Annotated in this window: 23 protein-coding genes and 1 other RNA gene; 13 read left to right on the top strand and 11 right to left on the bottom strand. The window is 46.5% G+C overall.

Annotated elements, in window-relative coordinates; translation table 11 throughout:
- Positions 1-5: 5 nt before the first annotated feature.
- Both AAIH57_RS15040 and AAIH57_RS15045 read right to left on the bottom strand, forming a co-directional pair.
- Positions 6-1,184: an MFS transporter gene (locus tag AAIH57_RS15040; protein WP_430022103.1), complete on the bottom strand. Its 1,179-nt coding sequence runs from the start codon at positions 1,182-1,184 to the stop codon at positions 6-8.
- 35 nt (positions 1,185-1,219) lie between these two features.
- Positions 1,220-2,560 carry a multi antimicrobial extrusion protein MatE gene (locus tag AAIH57_RS15045; RefSeq protein WP_175399740.1) on the bottom strand — a complete coding sequence of 447 codons (1,341 nt, stop codon included), beginning with the start codon at positions 2,558-2,560 and terminating at the stop codon, positions 1,220-1,222.
- Between the two features lie 179 nt (positions 2,561-2,739).
- Here AAIH57_RS15045 and AAIH57_RS15050 point away from each other — a divergent pair, with 179 nt between their 5' ends.
- Both AAIH57_RS15050 and pfkA read left to right on the top strand, forming a co-directional pair.
- Positions 2,740-3,819: a tetraprenyl-beta-curcumene synthase family protein gene (locus AAIH57_RS15050; RefSeq protein WP_175399741.1), complete on the top strand. Its 1,080-nt coding sequence runs from the start codon at positions 2,740-2,742 to the stop codon at positions 3,817-3,819.
- A gap of 54 nt (positions 3,820-3,873) precedes the next feature.
- Positions 3,874-4,845 carry a 6-phosphofructokinase gene (gene pfkA, locus AAIH57_RS15055; protein ID WP_175399742.1) on the top strand — a complete coding sequence of 324 codons (972 nt, stop codon included), beginning with the start codon at positions 3,874-3,876 and terminating at the stop codon, positions 4,843-4,845.
- 114 nt (positions 4,846-4,959) lie between these two features.
- On the opposite strand, the gene AAIH57_RS15060 is transcribed toward pfkA, so the two are convergent.
- The 4 genes from AAIH57_RS15060 to AAIH57_RS15075 form a co-directional block, all read right to left on the bottom strand.
- A complete protein-coding gene (locus AAIH57_RS15060; protein WP_430022104.1) occupies positions 4,960-6,351 on the bottom strand; it encodes an MATE family efflux transporter in 1,392 nt (463 codons plus the stop codon).
- Between the two features lie 165 nt (positions 6,352-6,516).
- Complete coding sequence (locus tag AAIH57_RS15065) at positions 6,517-7,698, bottom strand: putative glycoside hydrolase (protein WP_430022105.1); 1,182 nt, start codon at positions 7,696-7,698, stop codon at positions 6,517-6,519.
- Between the two features lie 161 nt (positions 7,699-7,859).
- On the bottom strand, positions 7,860-8,048 hold the full coding sequence (locus tag AAIH57_RS15070) for a hypothetical protein (protein ID WP_170948057.1): 189 nt from the start codon (positions 8,046-8,048) through the stop codon (positions 7,860-7,862).
- A 174-nt stretch (positions 8,049-8,222) separates the two neighbouring features.
- Positions 8,223-9,044 carry a YitT family protein gene (locus tag AAIH57_RS15075; RefSeq protein WP_430022106.1) on the bottom strand — a complete coding sequence of 274 codons (822 nt, stop codon included), beginning with the start codon at positions 9,042-9,044 and terminating at the stop codon, positions 8,223-8,225.
- A gap of 302 nt (positions 9,045-9,346) precedes the next feature.
- Between AAIH57_RS15075 and AAIH57_RS15080 the strand changes: the two genes are divergently transcribed.
- From AAIH57_RS15080 to AAIH57_RS15095, 4 genes are all read left to right on the top strand, one after another.
- Complete coding sequence (locus tag AAIH57_RS15080) at positions 9,347-10,921, top strand: DEAD/DEAH box helicase (RefSeq protein WP_175399745.1); 1,575 nt, start codon at positions 9,347-9,349, stop codon at positions 10,919-10,921.
- 207 nt (positions 10,922-11,128) lie between these two features.
- On the top strand, positions 11,129-11,938 hold the full coding sequence (locus tag AAIH57_RS15085) for a YesL family protein (protein WP_175399746.1): 810 nt from the start codon (positions 11,129-11,131) through the stop codon (positions 11,936-11,938).
- A 51-nt stretch (positions 11,939-11,989) separates the two neighbouring features.
- A non-coding RNA gene (gene ssrS, locus AAIH57_RS15090) (6S RNA) lies at positions 11,990-12,181 on the top strand.
- A 186-nt stretch (positions 12,182-12,367) separates the two neighbouring features.
- Entirely contained in the window at positions 12,368-12,760 is a 393-nt protein-coding gene (locus AAIH57_RS15095; protein WP_154896022.1) for a DUF1499 domain-containing protein, read from the top strand.
- A gap of 77 nt (positions 12,761-12,837) precedes the next feature.
- On the opposite strand, the gene tpx is transcribed toward AAIH57_RS15095, so the two are convergent.
- A complete protein-coding gene (tpx, locus tag AAIH57_RS15100; RefSeq protein WP_175399747.1) occupies positions 12,838-13,356 on the bottom strand; it encodes a thiol peroxidase in 519 nt (172 codons plus the stop codon).
- Positions 13,357-13,503: 147 nt separating this feature from the next.
- Here tpx and AAIH57_RS15105 point away from each other — a divergent pair, with 147 nt between their 5' ends.
- A complete protein-coding gene (locus AAIH57_RS15105) occupies positions 13,504-14,133 on the top strand; it encodes a rhomboid family intramembrane serine protease (protein WP_430022107.1) in 630 nt (209 codons plus the stop codon).
- A 77-nt stretch (positions 14,134-14,210) separates the two neighbouring features.
- Positions 14,211-15,122, top strand: coding sequence for a LysR family transcriptional regulator (locus tag AAIH57_RS15110; protein WP_175399749.1), 912 nt, complete (start codon positions 14,211-14,213; stop codon positions 15,120-15,122).
- Positions 15,123-15,157: 35 nt separating this feature from the next.
- On the opposite strand, the gene AAIH57_RS15115 is transcribed toward AAIH57_RS15110, so the two are convergent.
- Together AAIH57_RS15115 and AAIH57_RS15120 are read right to left on the bottom strand one after the other, a co-directional pair.
- Entirely contained in the window at positions 15,158-15,838 is a 681-nt protein-coding gene (locus AAIH57_RS15115) for a zinc metallopeptidase (protein WP_175399750.1), read from the bottom strand.
- Positions 15,839-15,866: 28 nt separating this feature from the next.
- Complete coding sequence (locus tag AAIH57_RS15120) at positions 15,867-16,295, bottom strand: MerR family transcriptional regulator (RefSeq protein WP_095288009.1); 429 nt, start codon at positions 16,293-16,295, stop codon at positions 15,867-15,869.
- A 355-nt stretch (positions 16,296-16,650) separates the two neighbouring features.
- Between AAIH57_RS15120 and AAIH57_RS15125 the strand changes: the two genes are divergently transcribed.
- The 3 genes from AAIH57_RS15125 to AAIH57_RS15135 are packed head-to-tail and all read left to right on the top strand — an operon-like array spanning position 16,651 to position 19,916.
- Positions 16,651-18,054, top strand: a complete 1,404-nt coding sequence (locus AAIH57_RS15125; RefSeq protein ID WP_430022108.1) for an ammonium transporter — start codon at positions 16,651-16,653, stop codon at positions 18,052-18,054.
- 33 nt (positions 18,055-18,087) lie between these two features.
- Positions 18,088-19,182, top strand: coding sequence for a DUF294 nucleotidyltransferase-like domain-containing protein (locus AAIH57_RS15130; RefSeq protein ID WP_430022164.1), 1,095 nt, complete (start codon positions 18,088-18,090; stop codon positions 19,180-19,182).
- The gene (locus tag AAIH57_RS15135) at positions 19,179-19,916 is read left to right on the top strand and encodes an exonuclease domain-containing protein (RefSeq protein ID WP_430022109.1); all 738 of its coding nucleotides are present in this window, start codon (positions 19,179-19,181) and stop codon (positions 19,914-19,916) included. Before AAIH57_RS15130 ends, AAIH57_RS15135 begins: the two co-directional genes overlap by 4 nt.
- Here AAIH57_RS15135 and AAIH57_RS15140 read toward each other — a convergent pair.
- Complete coding sequence (locus tag AAIH57_RS15140; RefSeq protein ID WP_175399754.1) at positions 19,902-20,390, bottom strand: Mov34/MPN/PAD-1 family protein; 489 nt, start codon at positions 20,388-20,390, stop codon at positions 19,902-19,904. The two genes, AAIH57_RS15135 and AAIH57_RS15140, sit on opposite strands and share 15 nt — an antisense overlap.
- Before the next feature lie 236 nt (positions 20,391-20,626).
- Between AAIH57_RS15140 and AAIH57_RS15145 the strand changes: the two genes are divergently transcribed.
- Positions 20,627-21,175: a TlpA disulfide reductase family protein gene (locus AAIH57_RS15145; RefSeq protein WP_430022110.1), complete on the top strand. Its 549-nt coding sequence runs from the start codon at positions 20,627-20,629 to the stop codon at positions 21,173-21,175.
- Positions 21,176-21,252: 77 nt separating this feature from the next.
- Here AAIH57_RS15145 and cimA read toward each other — a convergent pair whose 3' ends face one another.
- Positions 21,253-22,872, bottom strand: a complete 1,620-nt coding sequence (gene cimA, locus AAIH57_RS15150; RefSeq protein ID WP_175399756.1) for a citramalate synthase — start codon at positions 22,870-22,872, stop codon at positions 21,253-21,255.
- A gap of 520 nt (positions 22,873-23,392) precedes the next feature.
- On the opposite strand from cimA, the gene AAIH57_RS15155 reads away from it, so the two are divergent.
- Positions 23,393-24,694, top strand: a complete 1,302-nt coding sequence (locus tag AAIH57_RS15155; protein WP_430022111.1) for a DNA polymerase IV — start codon at positions 23,393-23,395, stop codon at positions 24,692-24,694.
- Positions 24,695-24,807 lie beyond the last annotated feature (113 nt).

Genomic DNA, 24,807 nt, shown 5'->3' on the forward strand with positions numbered 1-24,807 from the left:
AGCGCTCATTGCGCACGATTGGTCATGCTGGACAGCAGCTTCAGGACGAAGCCAACAAGTGCAGCGAGTGAGAATGCCATTGCTGTGAGATAGAAAACATGCCTGCCGGCATGATCCAATATCAAACCGCCAAAGGTTCCGCTGAGCAGACCAGAGGCACTGGACCACACAATGGTAAACAGGGCCATTCCTGTTGCACGGTACGCATCGGGAACAAGGCGTGTAATATAGCGGACGGCTGTCACGTAGAAAATGCCGAAGGTAACGCTGTGCATGGTCTGAATCGCAACAACAGCCGCAGGTGTATCCGAGACAGACATTAGCAATAAACGAATGGTGTACATCAGCGCAGCGAACGTGAGGAGTGGAAGCTCCTTATAACGATTGCCATACTTGCTGAGCAGTAGAAAAATCGGAATTTCACTCACGGAAGAGATGAGCAAAGACCAGCCGATTAGCCCTTCACTGGCACCGAGGTCCTTCAGCGTGATGGTGAGAAAAGCCTCGTTCATCCGGTGACCCAGTGCCAGCAGGAAGACACAGCCGAAAAAGCTAAGGACATCCCTCCGTTTCAAGATCGCCCACAGCCCTGAAAGGTCCATTTTACTGGTAGTGCCACAAGGCTCTTCCTGATCCTGTAATCGGAAACTGATCAGAAGTGTAATGGCCGCAAGTGCGATGCACACCCACATCGTCCATCCCGGTCCAAAAGAGCCAAGAAAATACCCGATGCTTAATGCAAAAAATGCGTAGCCGATCGAGCCGAAAACACGAATGGACGTGAAATTGCGGCCATATTTGCTTGCAGTTGTAATCGCCATCGTATCGGCAAGGGGATAAACCGGATAGTAGAAAAAGTAAAACAAGGTTACCAGGATAAATACCTGTCCGAAGGACGTGGCATTTGCCAGCATGACACCTGTAATCAATTGTCCGCCTAGCAGAATAATCATGACTTTGCGGACCGTTTTATAGCGATCACTGGCCATGCTCCAGAACATGTTGGAGAATACCGAAACAAGTGGACCGATCCCGTACAGGTATCCAATTTCAGCCCGGCTGAATCCCAGATGACTGAAATACAGCTGCAAATAGGATACAACCAGTACGGTAGAGCCGAAGATTGTGAACATTAGTGCCCGCAGCCAGTTTTGATCCGGGCGGGCGTTGTGACTTAATTTCATGTTGAGAGACTCCATTCTTCAATGCATTTCAATATTTAGCCTTTAAGTGAAGGTGATTTTCCGGACGGTGCAGCAGACATGGAAGGCTCTTTCTGCGTGCGCCGGATGACAAGCCAGACAATGATCAGTTCGGCAAGCAGGCCAAGAGACTGAGCGACCGCTCCGATCATGCCGTTCCACGCTGGAAATATGGTGACCAGAATGAGCAGTACGATAACCGTACAGATGGCATTGGCTGACTGGGACCGAAACATCGTTTTGGTTTGTCCCCGCAGCAGGATCAATCCATTGCTGAAGTCGAGAAAAGGTGAAATCAGCGGGAATAGTACAAAGGCACGCAGTGTCCACAAGCTTTGCTGCAGCAGGTTGCCTTGAACGCTCATTACATTCTCCAGTACCCAGGGACCCAGAGGTGTGTAGGCAATGGATACAGTCATGGCAAACGGAATAAATCCGGTGACCAGTGCGAATTTTTTCACCAGTTTGGCATCAATCTGATAGAAGTTCAGCACAATTTGATGGATATAAGTAAAAAAGCTCAGCATAAGCTGCATCAGACTGCTGGCTACAGCAAAAGAAGAGATGGCCAGCGCAATTCCGGTTGTTTTGCCAAGTACGATATTGATGACGGGTCCGATGAACAAGGCCACAAAACTGGATAACAAGAGCGGTTTGTAGAAGCGAAAAACGTCTCCCTTGCTTTCAACAGGGTGATCTTCAAGCTTGGCTGGCATGCTTCGCTTGATGCTGTTTCCTTCCAGAAAGCTCACCAGGGCCTCGATCATCATGCCTGCCGCAAAGATGATAGCGCCTACACGACCACTGTTAATGCTGTCTGTATAGATGAAATACAGAGACAGGCCGTACATGCCGCCAAGACGGAATAACATGCCGATGGTCAGCCATTTGGTCCGGTTATTCGTAATAATGATGCCCTGGTAGATATTGCGAATGACGGAGAAAATGCTGACGTACATCAGAATTTCATAAACATCAATCACTTTGGTCAACAGATCGGGACTCACGCCAAACAGATATTTAAAAACCACTGTACCAACAGGAGAGTATACGATAAGGAATCCAATTAGCAGTACGCAGGCAAGAAATATTTTGGTGACGAATGTGAGGGCCTGAAAAGAAAGGCGGTCCCGTACCAGCGCAGAGCAGGTTTGCCGCAGCAGTGTGGAGGGGCGTTCGGTAAGGGTCAGCAGACTGCCGGCAATGGCGTAGCTGGCAATGACCGTCTCCGGGTGGGCAGATCTGGCGAGTGTACTATTAATAATTACGTGAGAAATGGTAACCAAAGAGGCGGATATGCCGAGCGGCACAAAAAAAGCAAATAACCGTCTCCACGAGAGAGGCTCACTTGACGTCATGTCAACGACTCCTTTGATGGATGAAATATGGTTAGTATATCACAAAGACCTGGCAGCGGATGCGATTTTTTGCCGTGATTATGCGGTAGATCATTTGTACAATTAAGGGGTTCATATTATAATGGGATTGGTTAAAAATCGCTCTAATACGTATTCAACCAAGTGGAGGCACATTTATTTTGAGCCAATCTAATCAAAGTCGACATCAATATCCGCGGGGACCGCTGGAATTGATGAGAGGGGTGTACAAGTACACCATTCCGGAAACGCGGAAAGAACTGGCTGCCTGGCGTGCTGAGGCCGAGAAAATTCCGAATGAGGAATTACGCAATCAGGCCCTGGCTAGTCTCAAAGACAAACAGTTTCACTGTGAAGGCGGAACGGTTTATGCTTTGCCTGATATGCCAAAGAGGCACATCCTGATTCCGCTCATTGTTTCTTATCAAACTATTAGTGATTATTTGGACAATCTGTGCGACCGCAGCACATCGATGGACCCGAATGACTTTCGGCTTCTCCATCAATCCATGCTTGATGCGGTAGATCCCGAAGCAACACCAGTCAATTATTATGCGCTCCGAGAGGAGCAGGACGACGGTGGATACTTGCGGAATCTGGTGACAACATGTCAGGAGTTGACGCGTCAGCTGCCTGGATATGCGTCCGCCAAGCCCCAAATTCAGGATCTGGCAGGCCTATACACGGACCTGCAGGTATATAAGCACATCAAGCCGGAACTGAGAGAAACGGCACTGCTCGAATGGTGGTCGGAGCACCGCCACCGAACACCTCAGTTCCGTTGGAACGAATTTGCCGCCGCTACCGGCTCTACGCTGGGCGTATTCATGCTGTTTCTGGCTGCAAGTGATGATCAGCTGACTGAAGAGCAGGCGGCCTCGATCCACACTGCCTATTTTCCGCATGTATGCGCATTGCACATTATGCTCGATTATTTAATCGATCAGGATGAAGATCGTATCGGTGGAGATCTCAACTTCTGCAATTACTACGAGAATGTGGAGACGATGCTGGACCGCATTGCTTTTATTGTGGAGATGGCCCGCAGTGATGTGCAGAATATTCCGGGCAGCGCTTTTCACCGGATGATTATCGAAGGACTGCTTGCCATTTACCTGTCTGATCCCAAAGTCAGCGAACAGCAGGAAGTTCGCGCCGTATCCAAGCGTTTGATGAAGAAGAGTCCAATGACCAGAGTTTTTTTCTTTATCTTCAGTCGCTGGATTCGCAAACACATGTAAGTCAGGCGCATTGTTGCGGAAGCCTGAAGTGAAACTAGAGGAGGAAGAAACATCATGACAGCAGTAAAAAAAATCGCAGTTTTAACGAGCGGTGGTGATTCACAAGGAATGAACGCGGCTGTTCGTGCGGTGGTTCGCAGCGGATTGTTCCACGGTCTCGAAGTATACGGGGTTCAACGCGGGTATCAGGGTCTGTTGAATAACGATATTTTCCCAATGGATCTGCGCAGTGTAGGTGACATCATTCAGCGTGGCGGAACGGTTCTGCAATCGGCTCGCTGCAAGGAGTTCTACACGGCAGAAGGCCAGCAAAAGGGAGCAGACATCCTGCGTGCCCGTGGCATTGATGGTCTGGTTGTTATCGGTGGGGACGGTTCTTACAATGGTGCCAACAAACTGAGCAAACTGGGGATCAACACGATGGGTCTTCCAGGAACCATTGACAATGACATCTCATTTACGGATTATACAATTGGATTCGATACAGCAGTAAGTGTAGTGGTAGATGCAGTCAACAAACTGCGTGATACCATGTCTTCTCATGAACGTTCTTCCATCGTTGAGGTTATGGGCCGCCACTGTGGCGATATTGCACTTCATGCCGGACTGGCGTCCGGTGCCGAAACGATTCTTGTACCGGAAGTTCCATTCGACATGGATGAAGTGGCAGACCGGATGAAAGCCAACTTCGCACATGGTAAACGTCACAGTATCATTATCGTTGCTGAAGGCGTTGGCAGAGGCGAAGATGTGGCCAAAGAACTGATGGAACGCTGCCCGACATATGAGCCGCGTGTAACTGTACTGGGTCACATTCAACGTGGCGGTACGCCAACTCCGTTTGATCGTAACCTGGCCAGCCGTCTGGGTGACTTCGCTGTACGCAGCCTGATTTCCGGTGAGACCGACAAGGGTTGTGGGATTATCAAAGGTGAGCTGGTCCTGACAGATATCGATAAAGTCGTTAACACGAAAAAAGATTTCGACATGAATACGTACGAACTTGCACAACGTTTATCTCAATAAACAACAATCAAAAGAGCACAGCCCGGGTTGACGGCGCTGTGCTCTTTTTGCATCACATGAAATGTGATGTGATGTAAAGTAATGTGAGCTTGCTTACTTTTATCCTTGAACTGATTAATTTGATTGTTCAACCATGCGAACTGCAGTTTTCCGCTGAACCAGGAACAGTCTCCAGAGCAGTGCAGTGGCACCGACAGCAAGGCCGGCAATAAGGCCGATCCAGTATCCAAAAGCGCCAAGCGATGTATACGTGGCTGTAATGTAGCCTACGGGAAGACCAATGATCCAATAAGCCACGAACGTAATCATCAACGCAGGATTAACATCTTTGTATCCCCGAAGTGCACCTTGGGTTGGTGTAGCGATGGCATCCGATATCTGAAAGAAGATGGCATAAATGAGGAAATGCTGAGTTAAGGCAATGACCTCACGTTCGTTTGAATACAGACCTGCAATTTGTTCCCCAAAGACGAGCAATACAACCGCTGTCAGCAGTGATAGTACAATGGCTCCGCCAATACCTAGCAGACTGTACTGCTTGGCATCTCTCAAACGTCCAGCACCCGCCTCGAATCCAACAAGGATGGTAAGGGCCATACATATGCTTACTGGCAGCATGTACAGCGTAGACGCGAAATTGAGGGCAGCCTGATGGGCAGCAATCGTAATGGTGTCAAACCGGCTCATCATTAACGTCACGGCAGCAAAGATCGATGTTTCAAAAAAAGTAGCGAAGCCGATGGGTACCCCGATTTTGAGGAGTTCCTTCCATTTTCCCAGTGATACGCCAGTGAGGTGACGAAATACCCCATACTGGGCAAAAGGCTCAATCCGATGCACAAAGAAGATGCTGATAAGGAAAATAAGCCAGTAGGTACACGCGGTAGCCACACCTGCGCCCACACCCCCCAGCTGGGGAAAACCCCATCGTCCGAAGATGAGTAAATAATTCAGTAAAATATTAACTGGCAGGGAAACTAACGTGATGAACATGGTGATTCGTGTCTGCCCAAGTGCATCCATGAAACTGCGCAGCACGGTATATCCGAATAGTGGAAGGATACCAAAAGCCAGCGCACACAGAAAATATAGGGCAACCTGGGCAACACGCGGTTCCAGCGGCATCCCGTTCAGAATTGGGGTAAGGATCATGGCTCCTATGGCAAGAACGGCAAGACTGACGGCAATGCCCAAATAAAGTGCCTGTATGACACTGTGTCCGATCTGATCCTTGCGTTTGGAGCCAAGCAGATGGGATACCACAGGAGTGATTCCGATGAGAATTCCACTAAGCCCGGTTTGTACCGGCATCCACAGACTCGTACCTATTGCTACACCAGCCAAATCGGCCGGGGAAAACTTGCCTGACATATTGGTATCGAAGAAGGACATGGCAGACAGGGCGATCTGTGTTGTGAATATGGGTAAAAATATGATCAGGAATTGTTTTACTTTTTGCGAAAAACTTGTGGTTGTCATGTTCACTTCGAGTGCCTCGCTATTCATAAGAATGATCATCCAACTGACATATATGGACAGCTATTCATTGTAGTGGATTTTGCCGAATTTGAACAGGGAACAGCTCCAGATAGGTGACAAAACAAATAAAAAACCTCGCTCCGCACAAACGGAACGAGGTGAATAAAGGTGGGAAGAGTGCCTGACTTATCTTTACTTATAGTTCACACCAGAGGTGTAACGATTGGACGCATTCCAGAGCAGGTATTCATCTACATCCATATCTTTCATTGCGCGAATCTGGTCTTCAACTTGTTTTTTGCCGTATTTGATATAGTGCCCGCTGCCAAGCCAGCTTGCCGTAAAGTCTTGAATCCACGGACGAATTACCGGCTTGAGCTCTTTGGTTGGGTCGAGTTTCTTGTGCGTGTCTTCCATGGAACCTTTGATCGTGGTGTAGGGATCCTTGTCAGGGTCCTTCACACCATACCATCCCGTTGAGTAATGGCTTGGATAGACCATTGGTGAGATCACATCCACATTTTCGGATATTTTTACAAAATCCTGACCGATGCCTTCTGCTGCAGGCACTGAGGCTGCGTAGCCGAAGATATCCACCGAAACCCGGACACCCAACGGCGCCAGTTCCTTGCGGGCGTATTGAACAAATTCCGCTACAACGTCAACCCGCGACTTATCCGTTTTGGTGTATTTGAGCTTATCTGCGCGATTCTCAAAGCCTTCTGGAAAACGAACATAATCGAACTGGATTTCCTTGAATCCAAGCTTGGCGGCTTCTTTGGCAATTTCGATATTATAATCCCAGACTTCCTTGCTGTAAGGATTCACGAAACTGTCGCCTTTGCCGTTGGCCCATACCGAACCGTCCTTGTTTCGGAAGGAAAGTTCCGGATTTTTTTTGGCAAGAATCGTATCTTTGAACACGACGACCCGGGCAATCGGATAGACCTCATGTTTCTGCAGCCGTTTCATCAAAGCGTCAATATCCCGGATAAATGACTGGGATTTGCCCATTTCTTGTAGTGATTTGTTCTCCGTAGGGTAGGTTATGTATCCGAGATCGTCCTTGATATCAATGACCATGGAATTAAGCTCCGTGTTATCAATCAGATCGAGCAATTCTTTCATCCGTGCTCCGCCAGCGCTGTATGCTGTAACATAAATTCCTTTAACAACAGGTGCGTCCGGCTGAGGATCAACTTTGGCAGGCGGATGATCTGCATCAATAACGACATGATCTTTTTGTGATTGGATAAGTGCGGTGTTGAAACTGTTCGTTAATGTTTGAAATTGCTGATTTCCCTGATCTGCTGTTGCAGCTGTACCACTGAAGCTTCCTATGGCCATGGCCAGTAAAGCCCAAAACATGTTCATTTCATTCCCACTCCCTTATGTGCATTCCATAATTGAATTATATAATAAAGCCTCTGGGCTTTTAACCATATTAATCAAGTAATGAAACAACACTGGAAAATTGAAAACCGCTTCCTGTGAGGGGGAAACCTCTCAAGAAGCGGCGTAATCAGTCAAAAAATTTATTGAATGTAAATATCGTTCTGATGCTCACAAATACTGTACTGAATGATTTCCATTGCGTCTCCCTGCTCCAGAATGCCCAGCCCATCCCGGAGAACAATAAGTGAATCGAGCTCATTCGGTTTTAAGAAAGGGAGCATTTCCGGACACCATCTGTTGACGATTTCAAACAGTTTTACCGTTTCCATATCCACAATAATCACCCTTTCCTACTCGAATTCCAAAATGGTAAGTCATTCGGCGCGAATCGGAAAAGCATATGGCCTGTGAAAGTGAAGGGCAGATCCTGCTATACATCATATTTAGGAGCCGTGCACAATTATTATACCACAATTATATAAATTGTTAACCGTACATGTGTCTCAACTTCTGCGGAAAGAACCCATGACACCAACCGTTTCGACGATATTCACAAACGCATTGGGATCGGTTTCCTTAATGATGCGTTTAATCTCAACGAGCTCATAACGGGTTGTCACCGTCATTAACATGTCCTTTTCAATGTCGGTATATGCCCCTTGGGTTTTGATCTTCGTGACTCCGCGAGGACGAACCAGCAATTTTTTCAACATGGATTCTGTCTCATTCGTGATGATGTACAATGTCACTTTAATATGACTGATGTGGATCAGATCCAGCACCTTCCCTGTGATATAAATCGATACCATGGAGGCCAAGGCAATGTTCCAGTCATTGTTCAGATAACCCGCGAGCATAATAATTGCCCCGTTCATGCCTGCCATAACCGTACCAATCGGAAAGTCCCGATATCGTGTGAAAATGGAACCGACAATATCCAATCCGCCGGTAGAACCGCCTACCCGGAAGGAGATTCCTGTGCCCAGACCTACCAAAACGCCCCCGAATACACAGCTGAGGAGAGGGTCTGTAGCCACGACAAAAACAGGCAGCAATCCAATAAACCAGGAAGTGGCTGCTACCGATACAATGCTCAATATAATGAATCGTCGTCCAAGAATAAACCAACCCGCAACGAGCAAAGGAATGTTAAGAACAAAATACATTACACTAAGATTTAAATTTGTAAAATAACCAAGAAGCATGGAAATACCGGATACCCCGCCGCTTAGCAGCTGATGGGGGACCAAAAACCAGTTAAAGCCGCAGGCTATAGCTGCAGCACCCAATATGATCACTAAAGAGTGCCAAATTATTTTGGGCAATTTAATCACCTCATTTATATTTAAAACCAGATTGCTGGTAATCTTGATTTGTTTTGTGATATAATAATTTGTGGATATTCTTGAGTAGGGAACTTTTTCCAAATGGAACGATAAAATTTGAAATGTTTCAAACAGATGTATGTAGTTTTAGTCTTATGTTGGGGACCCATTCACGAATTGTGATGATTGTGAAAATAATTTGCCCTTATGGGATACCCTATAAATATTAACGCTACTTAAGAATACAGACAACAAAGTGGATTGTCCACCATGTCCACCCTATAGAAGGAGTATGAATAATTTTGACAAATTTAAATTTCGCAGATTTCAATCTTGAACCACTGGTGCTGCAAGCCATCACCGAACTTGGGTTCGAAGAGGCAACACCGATTCAATCCAAATCGATCCCTATTGCGCTTGAAGGCAGAGATTTGATCGGCCAAGCTCAAACAGGTACAGGTAAAACAGCAGCATTCGGTATTCCGCTGATCAGCAAAATCTCCAAAAGCGACGAAAAAATCCGCGCCCTCATTATGGCACCTACACGTGAACTTGCGATCCAAGTTGCCGAAGAGATCGAAAAACTCACCCGCTTCAAAGGTTTGCGCTCCCTGCCAATTTACGGAGGACAAGACATCGTTCGTCAAATCCGTGCACTGAAAAGAAAACCACAGATTATCATCGGTACACCTGGACGTCTCCTGGATCACATTAACCGCAAAACGATCAAACTTGAAGATGTACAAACGGTTGTATTGGATGAAGCAGATGAAATGCTCGACATGGGCTTCATGGAGGATATTCAATCCATCCTTAAACAAGTTCCGGCTGATCGTCAAACGATGCTCTTCTCAGCAACAATGCCTCCTAACATTCAAAAACTGGCTCAGCAATTCTTGAACAACCCAGAGCACGTATCCGTAATTCCGAAACAAGTTAGTGCACCTCTGATTGACCAAGCTTACATCGAAGTTCCTGAGCGTCAAAAATTCGAAGCACTCAGCCGTTTGCTGGATATGGAATCTCCTGAACTGGCGATCGTATTCGGACGTACAAAACGTCGTGTTGACGAATTGGCAGAAGCGCTTCAAAAACGTGGATACTCTGCTGATGGTCTCCATGGTGACTTGTCTCAAAACCAACGTGATACAGTAATGCGTAAGTTCCGTGACGGCAGCATTGATGTACTCGTTGCAACAGATGTGGCTGCACGTGGTCTCGACGTATCCGGCGTAACTCACGTTGTGAACTTTGACCTTCCGCAAGATCCTGAGAGCTACGTTCACCGTATTGGTCGTACGGGCCGTGCAGGTAAAGAGGGTGCTGCTTGGTCATTCGTTACACCACGTGAGATCGATCACTTGCACTTCATTGAGCGTGTAACACGTCACCGTATCCCTCGCAAACCACTGCCAACGTTGGCTGAGGCTGTAGAAGGTAAACAACGTTTGACAGCTGAGCGTTTGCTTGAGATTGTACAATCCGGTGAACTGAACGAATACAAAGGTATCGCAATTCAATTGCTTGAGCAATATGATTCTGTTCAACTGTTGTCTGCTTCCCTGAAGCTCCTGACAGGTGACAAAAAAGACGCTCAAGTTGAATTGACTCCAGAAGATCCGATTCGTGCTAAACGTCGTAAACCAGATGTTCGCTCCAGCGGACGTAAACCATCTGGCTACAGCGGTAACCGCAGCGGTGGTGGCGGTGGCTACAACCGTGACCGTAACAGCAGTGGTGGCGGACGTGGTGGTTACAACCGCGATCGCAACAGCAGTGGCGGTGGAAGCAGAGAAGGTGGTTACAACCGTGACCGCAAACCGCGTCCAAGCAACAACGAAGGACGTCGTCCTGCGAAAGATTCTTCTTTCGAATAGTATGCAAGGCTGAAATGGGAAATGGGGCAGGTAACTGCTCCATTTTTTTTATTGTGGAATATGTGCAATAATTCCATGCTGTTAATGGCAATGGATTAGAGGGATTGTTGATCTGTTTTCGGGAAGTACTGGCTTTTCCTATCTATAATAAGGTATATTAATATTAGACTTCAGGTTAGACGCAAGGCTGCGGAGGAGGAGAAATGTTTGGAATTTAAAGGAGCTATGGGTGGGATCTACCGGCTTACAGAGTGGATTACAAGACTGGCCGCAACCAATCTGTTGTGGGCTATTTGTTCGTCTCCATTCTTGTTTTTCTTGATTATGAAACTGCTCGTTATGCAGCAGAATCTCGCAAATGAATCATTGCAAATGAACTGGGCTATAGCTATTGTGGCACCGCTTACACTTTTTCCGGCAACTTCGGCCCTGTTCACGGTCGTACGCAAATGGAATATGGGTGACACAGATGTGCCGATCTTCCGTACTTTCTTTGTAGGCTACAAAGAGAACTACAAGCAAAGTTTAATTGGGGGCATATTTTATACCCTGTTGTTTGCCATCATGTATCTGGATTATACAGTATACATGACACAGTTCCGCAATATGCAGCTGGTGGGAATCATTATGCTTGTGCTGCTTTTGCTTTTGTTTGTATCCCTGTTTAACTTTTTCTCGATGGTTGTACACTATCATATGTCAATCGGACTCATTATTAAAAATGCAGTGCTCTTGACACTGATCAGACCGTTTCGTGTGTTCTCTACATTGCTTGGAAGCGGGCTGTTGTTTTACATTGGATTCCGGTATCCGGTATTGTTTATCTTCTTCATTATCAGCATTATTGCCTGGTTTGCCTTCTTTAACTTCTACGCGACCTTCATGAAGATGCAGGAGCAGATGGAAAAAATGCAGCAGAAGAAGGAAGAAGAGGAGGCTGCTAAGGCCGGCGATTCTGTAGAGACCATCGGTGATGTTGAAGCAGCTGAAGTGAAAAACGATAATCTGCAAAAATAAAACATGAGTCATCACCATTTACTTTTTACACAGTTAGGGATATAATAATTGTACATCCTGCGATGTACGTTTCGGTTATTCGTTGTTTTGAACCAATGATGATGTCTTCGGGAGATCTACACAGAATGTTGCTGAAACGCCCTGTCTATACGACATGGGGACTTCAAAAAGCATTTTTGCGGTCACCCACCTGCCAAGCAGGTTCATAAGACAATGTAGCCGGACGGCATAGGCGGGTTCCTATGTTACAAGTACAGCACCCTGACTCTTTCCTCTAATCCAGGAATTGCAGGGTGTTTTTTGTTTGAACTTTTTATGTTTTGACCCGTGTATTTCTGTTAAAAGCACTGTATGCCCTTTTGTTACTACTTGAACAATGTTACACTAGAATACATAAATGGAACGGTTACATTCAAAGGAGGAAGGGTCTTGACCTTAAAGAGAACGCTCGTCGGTATCATCCGCAGTATGGAGGGAACCAGCGATCGAGCCAAGGATCCAAAATTAAAAACACGTTATTATAATTTATCCAAAGACAGAGCCTGGGAAGAGGTTTCTTCGACACTGAAAAAGATTCCGGGTTATAAGGTGCTTCACGAGGTTCCTTCGGTTGGAGAGATTATTCTGGAGAAACGGACGACGTTTGGACGGACCATGGATATTACGGTTTCAGTTATTTCGGTTAGTCCGGTTCGCAGTGCGGTGGATATGTATTCAGCTTCACGCGGTTCACTTGGAGACCTGGGTTCCAATTATCGGACGATCATGAACCTGTTCTCTGTATTGGATAAGAAGCTCGCCAAATATAAGGCAAACGATTGAAATAGATGGATGGATAAACAAACAAAAAGCGAGAGAAGGTGAACCTTCCTCGCTTTTGTTCTGAACATGGAGTCCTTTTACAGCAAAGCTTTAACAGCTGCAATTGCTTGCTCGAAGTTAGGGGATTCTGTCATCTCAGGCAGATATTCCACATATGTAATCCGGTCTTCGGTATCCACTACAAAGATGGAACGCATGTCCAATTGGAATTCCTTGATCAGAACACCATAGTTTTCACCGAATGAGCGTGTTTTGTAATCGGACAATGTTACAACGCGGTCTACACCGGCTGCTCCGCACCAGCGTTCTTGTGCAAACGGGAGGTCTACACTTACCGTTAGAACGACAACATTGTCACCGAGGTCTCCAGCTTCGACGTTGAAGCGGCGGGTTTGGGCATCGCATACTCCCGTATCGAGTGAAGGAACAACGCTGATCAGTTTGATTTTGCCTGCGTAGTCTTTCAGGGATGCATCTTCAACCAGATTTTTACTCAAAGTAAAATCGGGTGCTTGATCGCCCACTTTCAGTTCGGGTCCGATCAATGTAATAGGGTTGCCTTTGAATGTGGCTGCGCCTGTACGTTCTTGTGCCATAATAATGTTCCTCCTTTAAATTGGTGATCCGTGCCAAAATCCATTATAATCTTTTATGAAAGGCATTGTCCAATTCAGACGAACAATCAATACAATGGATCGGAATTAAAGGCAGATCTGAACAGGGTGGAGTGAAAGAAGAAGCTTATGATATTTTTACGGTATGAAAATTGGAGAAGTTACTTAAAGTTTTTCCCGCTGACGTCAATTTTTTTGATAGCCAACGTCGTTATGTTTATTTTACTTGCTGTCAATGGTGGATCGACAAATACAATGACGCTGCTCAAGTTTGGTGCTTTGACAAATCATGAGTTTTTCTCTGGAGAATGGTGGAGGTACTTCACGTCCATTTTCCTTCATGCGGGTTTCAGTCATCTGTTATTTAACAGTTTCGCGCTAGTTGTATTTGCGCCACCGATGGAACGCTTACTTGGTTCAGTGAGATATGGCTTGCTGTATTTGGGTGGAGGTATCTTGGGTAACATTCTGGCGGTGGCATGGTATAACACTGCTGGAGAGGTTACGATTTCGGTCGGTGCTTCAGGAGCGATTTATGCTATCTATGGTGCGTTTCTGTATGTTGCTTTGTTCCAGCGGACGATGATGGACGAAGCCTCCCGCAAAACGTTATACACACTGCTTGTGTTCGGTATTATTTTCTCTTTTGCCATGTCGGGCATTAGCTGGATGGCTCATTTGGGTGGTTTGTTAGGTGGATTCTTCATTTATGGACTTCTCATCCGTTTGTGGAAGCCGCGGAAGTTCAGGAAACAGTAAACACGTAAATAAATGATCTGAAGACGGAGTGCAGGCAAGATCTAAGTAGGGTATAGCAGATTGGAGAGATCAGGCGAGTGGAATTAAGACAGTTGCATTACTTTTTAAAAGTGGCACAAAAGGAGCATGTGACCCAGGCAGCAGAAGAGCTGCATGTCGCACAGTCCGCGGTGAGTCGCCAGATTCATCAACTGGAGGAGGAGCTGGGAGTTGACCTCTTTATGCAAAAGGGGAGAAATTTGCAGTTGACCGCAGTTGGGCAGCTCTTCTGCAAACGAATTGAAGGCATACTGAAGGATCTGGACAAAGCAGTCGGAGAGGTTCATGAGTTTTTGGACCCGGAACATGGTGAAATTCGCATTGGTTTTCCTCATAGTCTTGGTATTCACCTGATTCCTTCGGTTGTGGCCGCATTTCGTCAGCGTTATCCCAACGTCAAATTCAGATTTAAACAGGGCATGTTTCCCACACTCATACGTGATGTGTTGTCTGCTGAGGTGGATCTAGCCTTTATATCTCCTTTTCCGGAAAAGCATGATCAGGTTGCGGGTGATATCGTGTTAACCGAAGAGTTGCATGCGATTCTCCCCCCGAATCATCCGCTTGCGGGCGAAGATGAGATCGCGCTTGACCAGCTCAAGGATGATAAGTTTGTTTTGTTCAGCAAAGGATACTCACTGCGCCCGATTGTCTGGCATGCCTGCCTTGAGGCTGGATTCACGCCGAAAATTGCCTTTGAAGGTGAAGAGACGGATACAATTCGAGGATTGGTTGCTGCGGGAATGGGAGTGAGTCTGCTGCCCGAAATGGCGCTATTTCAGACCAATCCGCTGCAACCGGCTCATGTGGCGATCTCTCATCCCAAAGTAACACGAACAATCGGGCTGATCCATCGCGCGGATGACAAACTGCCACTTGTGGCACAGTCCTTTCGTTCGTTTTTGCTTAATTATTTCGGTTTACAACAAAACAATACCCCATCCGAATAACGGTGGGGTATTGTTTTGTTATGGTTGTATTTAATTTAGTCACGACTGTTGAAAATCCCGATGTAACGGATCAATTCGAGTAGTGAAATCAGTGCAGCGGCAACGTAAGTCAATGCTGCAGCATTCAGTACCTTGGCAACGCCTTTTTCCTCTTCGTTACGAATGTAACCTTCCGATACCATAATTTCACGAGCACGATTGCTTGCGTTGAACTCTACCGGCAGCGTGATGAGCTGGAAGGCAACGGTAACGGAGAAGAAGATAATACCGAGACCAACAAGGTTCATTGCGTTGAAGATGAAACCGGCGATCAACAGAAAAGGTGCAAGTCCGGATGCGAAGTTCACAATCGGGAAGATCCGGTGGCGAAGTGCCAGCATCGGATAGCTTTCCTTGTGCTGTATCGCATGGCCGACCTCGTGACAGGCAACGGAAACAGCTGAGATTGAATTTTCATAATATACAGGTTCGGACAATCGAACAACCCGATGAATTGGATCATAGTGATCGGAGAGTGCACCGCGTACCGGTTCGATTGGAACATCATGCAGACCGTTTGAGTCCAACATGTGGCGAGCGGCGTCATAACCGGTCATACCGTTCAGGTTTTTGACATCAGACCAACGGTTGAATGTACTCTTAACGCGGAATTGCGCCCATAAGGAGAGCAAAAAAGCGATAATGATCAAAACGAACATACCGTTATTAAAACTCATATTCATTCCTCCGCTTTCTAATAGTAAGCTACATCATGGTGTTCTCAAGCAAGATTTTCAAGGCTTCCATCGTACCGGCGCTTTTCGTGAGCAGGCCTGCCATCATCTTGCGTGCTTGTACAGGCTTCATCTCCCCAAGCAGCGGTTTGAGTTCATTAACCTCTCGTTCGAGTTGTTGAACATGGAGCTCAAGAGTTGTCAGTTTGCTGGCAACCTGCTCTTCCGTGCTAACGAGGCTCCACTTCTCAAGAGATTGCTTGATCTCGTCGAGACTATATTTCTCTTGTTTCATCTGTACAATACGTTCGAGCCTAGTTAAAGTTTCATTACTATAGAGACGATAGTTCTTTTCTGTCCGCTCTTCAGGAGCGATCAAACCAAGCTTCGTGTAGTAATCAATCGTCCGTTCACTCACACCAGCGGTCTTGGCAAGTTCGCCAATCCGAAACAGTTTCATATCCCCAATGGTATTCACCTCGCTTGCCAGTTCTAATGTAGGGAATTGTAGATTCACCTGCGGCTTTACAGACTCCGCCCCATTCTTTTCTTCCTATATAGTTATGATACATGATCTTTAACCATACAGTCAAACGTTATACTTTAACGCCCAGTAAAACTGCGTTTCTATAACTATGTACTCATAGGACATGAATATGTACTTAAGTGCAAGAAAAAGACGTATGACTTTATTCCCAGAAATAATTTTCGGTTTTGTTTAAAATACTCTTGTCAACTTTCCTGTCTTCTGCTTATAATGACATTAAGAGTTTCACGTTATGTGAAGAAACTTAACATACGAGGGAGTGGGGTACATGAGAAAGAAATGGTTGGTTTCGGTGTTATTAATGCTTACTTTACTGGCTTTCCCGGTCAGCGCGTTTGCTGCAGCGGAGGGGCCGACTAACATCGAACTTCAAAGCGGTCTGAACTCAGCCTTTACGTTTCTGGCTGTTGTGCTGGTTTTCTTAATGCAAGGGGGATTTGCTTTATTGGAAGCAGGTTCGACACGAATGAAGAATGCAGGACATATTGCGGGTAAGACGATCCTGACATTGGGAATTTCGGTTATTGCTTTCTGGGCTCTCGGCTTCGGTCTCGGCTTCGGTAATGGTAACAGCTTCTTTGGAACAACAGGATTTTTCCTGAGTGGTGACCAAATGGCTGCTTCCTTCGAATCACTGGCCTTCTCCGATGTTCCACTTACCATAAAATTTGTATTCCATCTCGCTTTTGCGGCGGTATCTCTGGCCATTGCCTGCGGTGGTATGGCTGAACGTGCAAAAATGAGCGTATATATTGTTTTCGGAACACTTTATACCATTATTATGTATCCGGTTGTTGCTCACTGGGTATGGGGTGGCGGCTGGCTCGCAGAGCTGGGTATGCAAGACTTTGCAGGTTCCACTGTCGTTCACTTGACGGGTGCTACGGCTGCGTTGGTAGCTACAATTCTTTTGAAACCACGTATCGGTAAATATAACAAAGACGGTAAACCTAACATCATCCCGGGTCACAACCAAGTGTATTCTGTACTCGGTGTAATCATCCTCTGGATTGGTTGGTTTGGCTTTAACCCAGGTAGTACGTTGTCTGCCATGGGCGATGGATTCTTCGGTTATGTTGCATTGACTACAAACGTAGCTGCTGCTGCTGGTGGTGTTGCTGCACTGCTGATCTCGTGGGCAGTTCTGGGTAAATCGGATATTCCAAGCATGCTGAACGGTGTTCTTGCAGCACTCGTAGCGATTACAGGTGCTTGTGCCTTTGTAGAACCTTGGGCAGCTCTGGTCATCGGTGCATTGGCAGGTATCATTACATTCTTCACGGCTCAATTCTTTGATCGCAAAGGAATTGACGATCCAATCTACGCTTTCTCCGTTCACGGTATCGCTGGTATGTGGGGAGCGATTTCCACAGGATTGTTCGCAACTCCGGAGCTTGCTGAGAATGCAGGGGTAGGTCAAGCGGGTCTGTTCTACGGCGGTGGATTCCACCAGCTCGGAGTTCAACTCCTAGGTCTGGTAGGCGCATTTGCCTTCGTACTGATTGTCTCCTTCATTATTCTTGGCGGAATGAAAGTCATTATGGGTATCCGTGTTACAGAAGAAGAGGAAACCATGGGTCTGGATCTTAGTGAGCACGGTACTTACGGGTATCCTGAGCAAATGAAAAACATTGAAGGTAAATCCAATGGAGGCGGTACGTTCAGCTCCTGAGGTGAATGATGACTGAATCACGCTTCAAGGAGGCTGGACATGATGGAACCTATCCCGTTTATAAACCATTCTTGGTCCTATCAGGGGATCGATGGTGCGGCTTCTTCCGAGGAGCTGCGCCGGGCGCGTGTAGTTTTGCAGAATGAGCTCCAGGAATTGTTGTCCGCTTCCTTGTCGCCGATCGAGTGGTACCAAACGGTAAATGAACTGCATGACCGGATATATCGGAAAGCAGTAGAGTTATGCATCCAGGGGATGGTAGAGGACGGCTTCGGTCGGCCTCCCGTCCCCTATGCCTTTATCGTATTTGGCAGTTCGGGCAGGGAAGAAGCAACATTATGGAGCGATCAGGACAATGGCATGATTATCAGTGATACCCCGCATGAGGGGAAAGAAGCGTATTTTGCCGAACTTGGACGACGAATGGCTGATATGCTTGAGGAATTGGGTTATGCCAAATGTGAAGGGAAAGTCATGTGTTCGGAGCCGTTATGGCGTAAGACACTTGAATCCTGGAAGGAGCAGCTCAGGGAGTGGAGATCAGATCTGGCATGGGAACCTGTGCGGAATCTGATCATTGCTTCGGATATGCGTTTTGTGGCAGGGGAGCGAGGTCTGGCAGAGGAATGGGTTGCGGCGTTCTATGATGGATTCAGAGCCGTTCCTGAGCTATCTGATGCTGTTCTGCGCAATACGGTTAAACACAAGGCGACACTTAATATTCTCGGTCAGGTGGTCACGGAACGATTCGGTGAGCATGCAGGCGGATTTGACGTCAAATATGGATTATATATTCCGCTGGTGAACAGTGCGCGTTTTTTGGCATTGCAGCATGGAATTAGGGAAACGTCCACACTTAAACGAATTCAGAGACTGGTTTCGCTGGAAGCTGTCCCTTTGACCTTACTTGATGCAGCCGGTCGGGCCTTCATGATTGCACTCAAGTTTAGACGCAGCACACCTGTTGTAATCAGAAGTGGATTGCAGCAGAGCAGTGGGTTTCTGGATGAGAAACAAATGAAACAAAAACAAATGCATTATGAGCTTCGGGATACGTTAGGGCAGGTGCGACGCGTGCATCGTGCACTGCAAAGACAACTTCGTTTTGCAGAAAGGAGACGTCCATGAGAGAGCCGGCAAGGGGCAATACTGGATTTTGGAATTCGCTGCGTCAGGGAGGGGTACCTTCTGCCATCGCTTCCATTATGGGGGCCCCAACGGCGCAACACATGGCGTTCATTCGCTCAATGATGAGGGAGCAGCGCAGACCGGAAGTTCTTCATACGCCGCTGAATGAATTGGATGCTGTTGTATTTGATCTGGAGACGACAGGTTTTTCTCCCCAGCATGGAGATGAGATTCTTTCATTCGGCGCTGTGCGCATCAGTGGTGGTGTGGTGCTGGAAGGGGAACATTTTTATACGCTCGTGCAGTCCAAAACTGCGGTTCCCGAACATATTACTGAGCTTACAGGCATTACGCAGCAAATGACTATTGAAGCACCTTCCCTGTTGGAGGGGTTGCATGATTTTATGTCATTTGTTGGAGGCAGTGTACTGGTTGCACATGCAAGTGCACATGATCGGGCCTTTCTGAATGCAGCACTGTGGCGCACCTCCAAGGTCAGGCTGACACATCGGCTGATTGATACCATGATGCTGGCTCGCTGGCTGGAGCCGGGTCGACCAGGTTATGGTCTGGATGAATTGCTGGAATCAAGAGGTATACCAATTTATGGACGACATCATGCCTTGGAGGATGCCAAGATGACGGCGCAGCTGTGGTCATGCTATCTGGAGGATATGACTCGTAAAAATGTAGAAACATTGGGTGACTTGTACACTCACTTAAGTCACGCATAATTGTGCCGGCTGAAGATGATATAACTTTTGCTGTTCCGCCTTGCTAGGGTAATCAAGATTAGACTGGATCTGATAGCCGTTTAAGCGCATCTGTTGGTCAGGCCTGACTGTCAGGTTAGGAGAGCCGATCAGATACACCTGAAGTAATCCGGCGTAAGCTGGAAGGGCGATAAGATCCTCGATGGACGGTACTGGCTCGGTTCGTGGATGGGAGTGGAAAATGCCGATGAGCTGGGGCTCATGGAATACACACCGAATCCACGCTGCATCATCCAGACTAAAGTGATGCAGCGGGTTAGGCGCTACGTTACGAATTGGCTGAAACCGACTGATTCGTATGCCGCCCGCTGCGGCTTCACCCAGCACAACCCCGCAGGCTTCCTGCGGCAGCGAAGTGTACATGTGCTTCAACATCTCTTGCTCTACGGAAGAAGGGATGAAGAATGTGTTTTGCTGTCCATGAAGTGCTGCCATTTTGTATTCACCCCTCTCTCTTTGGCTCCTGCTTAGGCAGGAGTCCTTTTTTTGTTTCAATTTGTGTGATCCCTGATTGTAAAATTTTAAAGGAAAAGGGTACAATAATAAAGAAAGTATTTTGAATCAATGGAATAAGGGTTCCACAATGCGCAAATGCCGATAAGAGAACTTGACTTCTCACAATGAAGTAAATAAGTCATTAATATGCTGATACTATAAAAGGGTGGCTGGCCATGAAACGGAACATCTACATACTCCTTGGTGTTATATTGCTGATTGGGGTTGCGCTCGCTCAAAATGCGGATAATGGGATCGCTGCAGTGTTTAAACAAGAGGAACCGCTTCCTACTGAAACGGGACCGAGAGCGGGATTGCTGGCTCCAGGGTTTTCTCTGAAAGGCATGGATGGAAAAACGTATACCGCAGGAGGAGCCAAGGAAAAGGCTGTATTTGTCAGCTTCTGGGCTTCCTGGTGTGAACCTTGTAAGGAAGAAGCGCCTGCGCTTAATGCCTTGGCTGCGAAGTACAAAGACAAATTAGATATGTATGGAGTCAATGTGACCCCTTACGATAAACTAAAAGATGCAAAGGCTTTTGTGGAGGAGTACAAACTGACGTTCCCCATTTTGCTTGATGAAGATGGTGCAGCCTATGCAAAGTATAATGGTGTAGCTTTTCCCACAAATGTATTGATTGATAAGAATGGTGTGATCCAGGAAGTTATTCTCGGCATTTTGCCTGAAAAAGAACTGGAACGCAAGATTAAGGATGTAATCAACTAAGTACATGCAATAAAAAGCGCCTGACTCCATATGATTCTGGAGACAAGCGCTTCTTTTATTTTCCGGGAAATAAGCCACTAATGGTTGCTTAATCCGTGAAAGGCGGTATGGACTACACCCGGCTCGTCCTGTAATTTTTCCTGAAGCAAAGCATAACGGAAACTGTGAACAAGGGCTTCCCAGCTCGCTTCAATGACGTTTTCGGAAACGCCGACAGTATTCCATGTATTCTCTGTATTTTTGGATTCAATTAATACACGTACTTTGGCTGCTGTTGCATCTTTCTCGTCCAGCACACGCACTTTATAGTCGGAGAGGTGCATGTTGGCTAGCGAAGGGAAGTATTGGACGAGTGCTTTCCGAAGGGCATTATCCAATGCATTCACCGGACCGTTGCCCTCAGCAGCGGTATAAACGCTTGTTCCAGCCACATTCAGTTTCACAAATGCTTCGGAGACAACGGATTTGCCGGCTGTTTTTTCCACAAGCATTTTGAATGATTCAAATGTAAACAGTTCCTTCATATCTCCGTTCGCTTCGCGAATCAGCAGCTCCAGGGAAGCATCTGCCCCTTCAAACTGATAACCCTGATGCTCCAGATCTTTGATTTTCTCGATGATCTGGCGTGAATTGGCACTGCTTGGATCGAACTCCAGTCCGAGTTCCTGAGCTTTGGAAACGATGTTGCTCTGTCCGGCCAGTTCGGAGACGAGTACACGCTGTTTGTTCCCGACAAGTTCAGGCACGATATGCTCGTAGGTACGGGAATCGCGCAGGATGGCAGAGACGTGAATGCCGCCCTTGTGGGCGAAAGCTGCATTACCTACATAAGGCTGATTGATCGGCATGTTCACATTGGCAATCTCGCTGACGTAACGGGCTACATTTGTAAGTTGTCTCATGGAATCCTCGGACACACATTCATATCCGAGCTTCAGCTGCAGGTTCGGAATAATGGAGGCGAGATTGGCATTGCCGCATCTTTCTCCATAACCGTTCATTGTGCCTTGAACCTGTCTGGCACCGGCTTGTACAGCACTTAGCGTATTGGCAACAGCGAGCTCACAGTCATTATGTGTGTGAATGCCGAGATGAGCTTGAGGAAGGGTTCCAGAGAGTCTGGAAACAATCTCATACACTTCATGTGGCATCGTACCACCGTTGGTATCACACATCACGAGCCAGTCTGCCCCTGCCTCATGAGCTTTGGTTAATACAGCTTGGGCATACTCCGGATTGTGCTTGAATCCATCGAAGAAGTGCTCAGCGTCGAAAATGACTTCCATTCCATTTTGTTTCAAATAAGCAATCGAATCATAGATCATGGACAGATTTTCTTCCAAAGTGGTCTGCAGGGCGGTATGCACATGGAAATCCCACGATTTGCCCACCAATGTTGCTGCCTGTGCACCGGATTCGATCATCCGTTTCAAGTTGGCGTCTTCGCTGGCAATGCTTCCTTTACGACGAGTGCTGCCAAAGGCAACTACCTTGGCATTCAGGTTTAACTCCTTAACTCTTTTGAAAAACTCAATGTCCTTGGTGTTGCTGCCCGGAATTCCGCCTTCAATATAATGAGCACCCAGGTCGTCGAGTTTCTTGGCAATTTTGAGCTTGTCATCTGCCGATAAACTGACACCCTCCCCTTGTGTGCCGTCACGTAAAGTCGTATCGAAGATGGAAATGGCCTTTGACATGAAGATCCTCCTTTGAAATAAAGCGCTTTTTTAAAAAGTTTAATTGTAAGTTGGGAAGCGTGCGAACTAATTTGCGGACGAATCCTTCGATTCTGCAACGCTACACTGTGTTAAACTAGGTGCGTTGATTTGTCCTAAAGTCGTGAATTTGTATAATTAGTTATTATAGCACCATTATGGACAAATGCTACACAGAAATCGCAGTTTCATGTAACAAATATCAAATTACGAATATAAGATATGAGATCCATGTCAAAATTTATGATATATTTAAGTTTAACTGATAAATGGGATATATGGAAAATCGGAGGGGGATATTTGACTATTGTATGGGAGAATATGGTTTTAGCCTTGATTGCCTCTGTTCTTTTTGTAAGTGTGGGATGGTTGATTATTCGCTCGATCATCAAATCCAACCGAAAATAAAATCACGTGACTGATTTTACATAATGACCTTGGTATAATAGAAATAGATTATATGATGTTTCATTAAATAAGATGCACGAAAGGGCGGAGGAACATGTCTTCAGATGGAACTCATTACACCAATGTGGATCGATATTATCCTGCCGCCGGAAGGGTCATTTTGCATGTTGACATGAACGCTTTTTATTGCTCGGTGCATGAAGCTGAAGAGCCGGAACGATACAGAGGTAAAGCAACAGCTGTTGCAGGCAGCAGCGAAGTGAGAAAAGGCGTGATTGTAACGTGTTCTTACGCTGCTCGGAGCAGAGGCATCTCCACAGGCATGGTAGTAAACCAAGCGATGAAGAAATGTCCGGAATTGATCGTCATTCGTCCCGATTTTCATTTATATCGTCGCTACTCAAGAGAATTTATGAAAATAGCCTATCGCTACACACCGCTTTTGGAGGCGACTTCCATTGATGAGTGTTACCTGGATATCACCGGTTCAAAACAATTCGGCACACCCATGGAAATTGCGGAGAGTATCCAGCGCAGAATTCGGGAGGAACTGGGATTGCCGTGTTCCATCGGAATTGCACCCAATAAATTGCTGGCCAAGATGGCCTCTGATCTGAAGAAACCTAACGGCATTTCCATCTTGCGAATGAGGGATGTACCTCAAATCCTTTGGCACAGACCCTGTAATGAGTTGTTTGGGATTGGCAAAAAGACGGCTGAGAAGCTGAAAAAGCTGGGCATAGAAACCATTGGACAGCTTGCAAAATCGGATGAACGCATGCTGACGGATGTTTTTGGCATTAACGGTACCTGGCTGAAAAATTCGGCGAATGGCATTAACCATTCATCCGTTCAGGCAGAACGGGAAGCGAACAAATCCATCGGGCATACCACTACACTTCCTGCGGACATTAGCGAGATGGAGGATGTACACCGGGTACTGCTTAATATAAGTGATCAGGTGGCCAGGCGTTTGCGCAAGCATGAGATGCTGAGTCAGGGCATACAGATTACGATCCGTACACCGGACATGAAGACCATCACGCGATCACGAATGATGGAAGTCCCTACGGAGGATGCAACGATTATATACCGGGAAGCCTGCGCTTTATTTGCGAAGCATTGGAGCGGGGGGAAGCCTGTACGAATGCTGGGAGTAACGCTGCAAAATCTGATTCCTCGTGAGGAATCCGTTGTACAGCTTGATCTGTTTGAATATGAGCAGAAGCCGAAAAAGGAAAATCTGATTCGCATTATGGATCAGCTGCGTGACAAATTTGGAGAGAATGCTGTTGTAACCGCGGGCATGCTCGGAGATGACCCTTCCGTGTTGCTTCGCAACCATAAGGTGAGGGGCACCTCACTGCAAAAAGATAACTTGCAAAGTCTCGATTAAATAGGGCATAATATAGTCTTGATGTTGTGAAAATAATTTGTAATTACTTTTACTTTGTATTAATATGTTTCTAGATAAAAACACTGTACGTTTTGAATTTTAGGAGGAGAGAT

The organism is Paenibacillus sp. MABNR03 (assembly GCF_050455445.1).
GTDB lineage: Bacteria > Bacillota > Bacilli > Paenibacillales > Paenibacillaceae > Paenibacillus > Paenibacillus xylanilyticus.

Coding starts and splice junctions, on each gene's coding strand:
- AAIH57_RS15040 (WP_430022103.1), bottom strand. CDS start 1,184: ATGAAATTAAGTCACAACGCCCGCCCGGATCAAAACTGGCTGCGGGCA.
- pfkA (WP_175399742.1), top strand. CDS start 3,874: ATGACAGCAGTAAAAAAAATCGCAGTTTTAACGAGCGGTGGTGATTCA.
- AAIH57_RS15045 (WP_175399740.1), bottom strand. CDS start 2,560: ATGACGTCAAGTGAGCCTCTCTCGTGGAGACGGTTATTTGCTTTTTTT.
- AAIH57_RS15135 (WP_430022109.1), top strand. CDS start 19,179: ATGAGAGAGCCGGCAAGGGGCAATACTGGATTTTGGAATTCGCTGCGT.
- AAIH57_RS15060 (WP_430022104.1), bottom strand. CDS start 6,351: ATGAATAGCGAGGCACTCGAAGTGAACATGACAACCACAAGTTTTTCG.
- AAIH57_RS15155 (WP_430022111.1), top strand. CDS start 23,393: ATGTCTTCAGATGGAACTCATTACACCAATGTGGATCGATATTATCCT.
- AAIH57_RS15120 (WP_095288009.1), bottom strand. CDS start 16,295: ATGAAACTGTTTCGGATTGGCGAACTTGCCAAGACCGCTGGTGTGAGT.
- tpx (WP_175399747.1), bottom strand. CDS start 13,356: ATGGCACAAGAACGTACAGGCGCAGCCACATTCAAAGGCAACCCTATT.
- AAIH57_RS15115 (WP_175399750.1), bottom strand. CDS start 15,838: ATGAGTTTTAATAACGGTATGTTCGTTTTGATCATTATCGCTTTTTTG.
- AAIH57_RS15065 (WP_430022105.1), bottom strand. CDS start 7,698: ATGAACATGTTTTGGGCTTTACTGGCCATGGCCATAGGAAGCTTCAGT.
- cimA (WP_175399756.1), bottom strand. CDS start 22,872: ATGTCAAAGGCCATTTCCATCTTCGATACGACTTTACGTGACGGCACA.
- AAIH57_RS15070 (WP_170948057.1), bottom strand. CDS start 8,048: ATGGAAACGGTAAAACTGTTTGAAATCGTCAACAGATGGTGTCCGGAA.
- AAIH57_RS15105 (WP_430022107.1), top strand. CDS start 13,504: ATGATATTTTTACGGTATGAAAATTGGAGAAGTTACTTAAAGTTTTTC.
- AAIH57_RS15140 (WP_175399754.1), bottom strand. CDS start 20,390: ATGGCAGCACTTCATGGACAGCAAAACACATTCTTCATCCCTTCTTCC.
- AAIH57_RS15145 (WP_430022110.1), top strand. CDS start 20,627: ATGAAACGGAACATCTACATACTCCTTGGTGTTATATTGCTGATTGGG.
- AAIH57_RS15125 (WP_430022108.1), top strand. CDS start 16,651: ATGAGAAAGAAATGGTTGGTTTCGGTGTTATTAATGCTTACTTTACTG.